The organism is Arthrobacter sp. Y3223164, from assembly GCF_059091005.1.
Map to the genome: position 1 here is coordinate 1 of NZ_JBNHGF010000206.1, position 5,052 is coordinate 5,052.

Annotated in this window: 5 protein-coding genes; 3 read left to right on the forward strand and 2 right to left on the reverse strand. The window is 66.0% G+C overall.

What is annotated here, in order from left to right:
- Positions 1-335: 335 nt before the first annotated feature.
- Both AC5RUJ_RS10850 and AC5RUJ_RS10855 read right to left on the reverse strand, forming a co-directional pair.
- Entirely contained in the window at positions 336-2,006 is a 1,671-nt protein-coding gene (locus AC5RUJ_RS10850) for a thiamine pyrophosphate-dependent enzyme (protein ID WP_494128584.1), read from the reverse strand.
- 207 nt (positions 2,007-2,213) lie between these two features.
- A complete protein-coding gene (locus AC5RUJ_RS10855; protein WP_494001589.1) occupies positions 2,214-2,492 on the reverse strand; it encodes a DUF3040 domain-containing protein in 279 nt (92 codons plus the stop codon).
- 262 nt (positions 2,493-2,754) lie between these two features.
- Between AC5RUJ_RS10855 and AC5RUJ_RS10860 the strand changes: the two genes are divergently transcribed.
- From AC5RUJ_RS10860 to AC5RUJ_RS10870, 3 genes are all read left to right on the forward strand, one after another.
- On the forward strand, positions 2,755-3,285 hold the full coding sequence (locus AC5RUJ_RS10860) for a gluconokinase (protein ID WP_494023554.1): 531 nt from the start codon (positions 2,755-2,757) through the stop codon (positions 3,283-3,285).
- Positions 3,286-3,373: 88 nt separating this feature from the next.
- Positions 3,374-4,780, forward strand: a complete 1,407-nt coding sequence (locus AC5RUJ_RS10865) for a GntP family permease (RefSeq protein ID WP_494073505.1) — start codon at positions 3,374-3,376, stop codon at positions 4,778-4,780.
- Positions 4,781-4,840: 60 nt separating this feature from the next.
- Positions 4,841-5,052: SDR family NAD(P)-dependent oxidoreductase (locus tag AC5RUJ_RS10870; RefSeq protein WP_494155855.1), on the forward strand; the 212-nt coding region annotated here is incomplete at its 3' end.

Genomic DNA, 5,052 nt, shown 5'->3' on the forward strand with positions numbered 1-5,052 from the left:
CGGCGTGGTGACCGCGGTCTCCGAATTGCCGACGGCGGTCAGGGCGGGTGCTGCCACGGCGGCTCCGGCGCCTCCCACGGCGATGACGGCGGCCAGGGCGGCTCCCTTGGCGGGCAGGCTCAGGGTGCGGAAACGGTTCGACATGGATCTCCTCAAAAGGTTGCTCGGCACGGCCGCGGTACTGCTACTGCGGCGCGCCCTTACACCTGACTAATCGAAGGAAGAGGGTGAAAGGTTACGCTTTCGTGATTTTTCGGGAGAAACATTTTTCACGGTAAACGCCGGTGGCCGGGGCATTACGCCCCGGCCACCCGCCTGCGACCGGCTGACGGGTGTCAGTAGGCCTTGACCCGCTGTTCGACCACCAAGTGGATCAGGGCGAAGGTCTTGTCCTCGTCGATGGCCTTAAGGGCAGCTTCGAGGGCGGCGGGAACGTCCGCATCCTTCTCGACCTTCACCCCGAAGCCGCCGAAGGCCTGGGCCATCAGGGCGAAGTCGGGATTCTTCAGCTGGGTGCCGGAGATGCGCTCGGGGTACCAGCGTTCCTGGTGGGTGCGGATGGTGCCGTATTCCTGGTTGTCCATGACGATGACCAGCGGAGTGGCACCGTACTGGGCGGCGGTCGCCAGTTCCTGCCCGTTCATCAGGAACTCGCCGTCGCCGGCGATGGTCACCACGCGCCGTCCCGGGTGGGCCAGCGAGGCGGCGATGGCCGAGGGGACGGAGTATCCCATGGAACCGTTGCGGGCCGACAGCATGGAGCCGTAGTCGTGCGTGGGGAAGTAGCGGTGCGCCCAGTTGGTGTGCTCGCCGGCTCCGAGGGTGACCATGGCGTCGCGCGGCAAGCCCGCGACCAGATTGGCCATCAAGGTGTCCATCCGGGCGGGCCCCTCGCCGGGCTCGGCCGGCGGCAGGGCGGCGAACTTGACCTGCTCGCCGCGCATGCGCTGGGTGAAGTCTTTCCACTCTTCCTTCACCGGCAGGTCCATCATGACCAGGTCGCGGACAAAGACATCAGGCTTGGCCACGATCTGGTAGGAGACGGGGCCGGAGCGGCCCCGCAGCGACGGGTCGATGGTGACCAGGAAGTTCTTCTTCGACCAGTCCTGCCGGACCAGGAAGCCGTCGGTGATGACATCGCCCGGGACGGTGCCGACGAAGACCAGCAGGTCGGTTTCCTCGAGCAGGTCGTAGGTGGGCTTCGGCCGGCCGTAGCCAATCGGGCCCACGTAGGAGGGGGAGTCGAAGGGGATGGTGCCCTCGCAGCGCCATTCGACGGCCGCCGCGATGTTGTGCTCTTCGAGCCACGTCGTGAGTGCGCTGGACCCTTCCTGGGTCCAGTCATTGCCGCCGACGACGAACAGCGGCTTTTCGGCGTCCTTCAGCGCGGTCTTGAGCGCCTTCCAGTCCGTGACCGTCATGCCGCCCTGCGCCACCGGGATGACCGGGTGCAGCGTGGCGTCCACTTCTTCGCGGATGACGTCTTCGGGAAGACCGACGACGACGGGTCCAGGCCGCCCGCTCATGGCGGCAAACATGGCCTCGGCGACGATTTCCGAGGCCCGCTCGGGGTGGTCCAGCACCATGACCCGTTTGGCGCCGGTGTCGAACCAGGATTTGATGTCGAATTCCTGGAAGGCTTCGCGGTCACGATGCTCGAAGGGGATCAGGCCCACGAACAGCACCATGGGCGTGGAGTCCTGCCAGGCGGTGTGGAGGCCAACGTGTGCGTTGGCCGCGCCGGGCCCGCGGGTGACCATGGCGATGCCGGGCCGCTGGTTCATCTTTCCGTCCGTCTCGGCCATGTAGGCCGCGCCGCCCTCATGGCGGCAGACGATGGTGTCGATGCTGGAAGTGTGGAGCCCGTCCAACACTTCCAGGTAGCTCTCGCCGGGAACCACGTACGTGCGTTCGACGCCGTGCGCCATCAATGAATCGACAATAATGTGCCCTGCCGATTTGCGGACCGGTTGCTGCTGCTGCGCTGCGACTGCGACCGCTTCCATCTGATCCTGTGTCACAGGAGACCTCTTTCACCTTTGAATCGAACTCGTCCGCGGCATTCTTCTCGTGCGGGTGCACGGTTCCCGATGAACGCGCTTGAGCAAAAGTACATCAAGGGGTGTGTTAGGGCACCGTCCCTGTGACATGGCGAGGTAACGAAAGTGACGTGGTTCGCATTCTCCAGGCCGAGGTGGCTGCTGCGGCAGCTCTCACCCGCGCCGGTGGCGGGACACGAAATCGGCGCAACCGCGGATGGCGCCCGCGGCGAGGCAGATGAGGCCCAGCATGGCCAGAACCAGCGCATTCCCCGCTATGCCGATGAACAGCAGGAGCGCGCCGGCCAGGGCCAGCAGGGTCGCCGCCCCGACGACGTGGCCGAAGACCAGCACGCCGCGGGCCGACAGGGAGCGGGCCAAGCGCGGGTCGTCGTTCTGCAGTTGCTGCCCCAGCCTGTCCAGGCGCTGCCGTTCGTCATCCGATAGAGACATTCCGACCTCCTCGGGCTCCGCGGCACCGCAGCCGGTGCCGCGCCGGACACCGTATAAGACAAATGTAGTCTCGGGATGCCCGCCGGGGGTATGGGCCGGGGCCAAGCGAGGGCCGATTCGTTATCGCCGCCGTCGACGACGGAAGGTTGCGGTTTTGCCGGAGCCTCTCCGCCGGTGGTACTTTGATCCGGATAAATCTGATTTATTGACGAGAGATTGGTCACCAAATCAGATGTAATGATGCGTCTGAGGAGTTCTGCCCATGTCCCTGCAATATCCCCCGCTGGTGGTCATGGGCGTCCAAGGATGCGGAAAATCCACGGTGGGCAGCGCGGTCGCCCGGCACCTCGGCCTTGAGTTCATCGACGGCGATGACCTGCACAGCGCGGCGAACAAGGAAAAGATGGCCTCCGGCCAGCCGTTGACGGACGCCGACCGCCACCCCTGGCTGAGCGCCATCGGCAAGGTCATGGCAGAAAAACTGGCCGAGGGAACCACCGCCGTCGTCGCATGCTCGGCGCTGAAGCGCAGCTACCGCGACCTCATCCGCTCCTTCGCGCCGCAGACCCGGTTCATTCACCTCACCGGCAGCCAGGAACTGATTGCCGAGCGGATCAGCGGGCGCGACCACGAATACATGCCCCCGACACTGCTGGATTCGCAGTTCCAGACGCTGGAACCGCTCGGCGACGACGAGGCAGGCCTTGAGGTCTCCGTCACCGATTCCCCCGAGCGGATCGCGGTGCTGGTGGAGCACTACCTGCAGGACCCGGCCCACCCGGCGGGAAGCTAGCGCCGGCAGGCGGGAAACAACTGAGCCAAATAACTGAAACGGTTGACCCGATAACCCGTTGGGCGACCGTCCGATACAACGAAGGACAATGATGACCGAACTCGAGCTCAACTGGACGTTGGGCACGGCGGGACTCCTGCTGGTCGCCGTAGCAGCCATCGCGCTGCTGCTGGTGCTGATCATGCGGTTCCGCGTGCACGCTTTCCTGTCGCTGATTATTGTCAGCGTGCTCACCGCGGTGGCCACCGGCATTCCGGCCGCAGACATTATGCCGACGCTGTTGGGCGGCTTCGGCGGAACCTTGGCCAGCGTGGCCCTGCTGGTCGGCCTGGGCGCCATGCTCGGCCGCATGCTGGAGGTCTCCGGCGGTGCGGACGTCATGACGCAGGCGTTGATCAACAAGTTCGGCGAGAAGCGCGCGCCGCTTGCGCTGTCCGTGGCGTCGCTGCTGTTCGGTTTCCCGATCTTCTTCGACGCGGGCCTCGTGGTCATGCTGCCGATCATCTTCACCGTGGCACGACGCCTCGGGGGATCGCTGCTCACTTATGCGTTCCCCGCAGCCACCGCCTTCTCCGTCATGCACATCTTCGTGCCGCCGCACCCCGGTCCCGTGGCCGCCACCGGCCTGCTGGGCGCCGACGTCGGGCTGGTCCTGATCCTCGGCCTCGTCATTGCCATCCCGACCTGGTACCTGGTGGGCTACCTGTTCGGCCACTTCCTGGGCCGCCGGTTCAACATCGCCGTGCCGGACATCCTCGATGCCCCGAAGGGCTCGGTGGAGAACGAATTCCGCTCCGCCCCGAAGCTGGGCACCATCTTCTTCCTGCTGCTGCTGCCGCTGCTGCTGATCTTCCTCAACACCGGCCTGAACATGCTCGCCACCGCCGAGGTTGTCTCGCTGGAGGACACCTGGGTGCAGGTTTTGCGGACGCTCGGTGAAACCCCGATCGCCCTGCTGATCACCGTGCTCCTGGCCATGTGGCTGCTGGGCCACCGCCAGGGCAAGAAGCACAGCCTCGTGGAAACCGTGGTGGACAGTGCCCTGGGCCCGGTCTGCTCGATTATCCTGATCACCGGCGCCGGCGGAATGTTCGGCGGCGTGCTGCGCTCGAGCGGCATCGGCAACGCCATCGCCAGCTCGCTGGACGCGATCGGGCTGCCGATCATCGTCGCCGGCTTCGTGATTGCCGCCGTCGTCCGCGTGGCCCAGGGCTCCGCGACGGTCGCGCTGACCACCGCGGCCGCGCTGGTCCAGCCGGTCGTCATGGGCAACCCGGACTTCAACCCGGTGGAACTGGCCGCCATCGTGCTGGCGCTGGCCGCCGGCTCGGTGTTCGCCGGCCACGTGAACGACTCGGGCTTCTGGCTGGTCAGCCGGTTCTTCCAGATGGACACCAAGACAACGCTGAAGACCTGGACGGTGGGCCAGGCGCTGGTGGGCATCGTCGGCTTTGTCCTCGCACTGGCCATCTACCTGATCGCCACCTCTTTCTAGTACAACCTTGGGCAACATGGACGGGGCGGCTGCGGCCGTCCCGTCCGCATTTGGAGAGTAATGACTGTGAACATGTTCGACATTTCCTCGCGGGTGGCGCTGGTGACCGGTTCCAGCCGCGGGATCGGCAAGGCGATCGCCCGCGGGCTCGCCGCCGCGGGCGCCGTCGTGGTGCTCAACGGACTGGATGAGGAACGGCTGGAAGGCACCCGCGCGGAGCTGGCCGCGGAGTTCGGCGCAGACCGGATCCACGCCCGGGCCTTCGACGTCAC

Excerpts from the sequence above, each read along its gene's own strand:
- AC5RUJ_RS10850 (WP_494128584.1), bottom strand. The coding sequence starts at position 2,006 with ATGGAAGCGGTCGCAGTCGCAGCGCAGCAGCAGCAACCGGTCCGCAAA.
- AC5RUJ_RS10855 (WP_494001589.1), bottom strand. The coding sequence starts at position 2,492 with ATGTCTCTATCGGATGACGAACGGCAGCGCCTGGACAGGCTGGGGCAG.
- AC5RUJ_RS10860 (WP_494023554.1), top strand. The coding sequence starts at position 2,755 with ATGTCCCTGCAATATCCCCCGCTGGTGGTCATGGGCGTCCAAGGATGC.
- AC5RUJ_RS10865 (WP_494073505.1), top strand. The coding sequence starts at position 3,374 with ATGATGACCGAACTCGAGCTCAACTGGACGTTGGGCACGGCGGGACTC.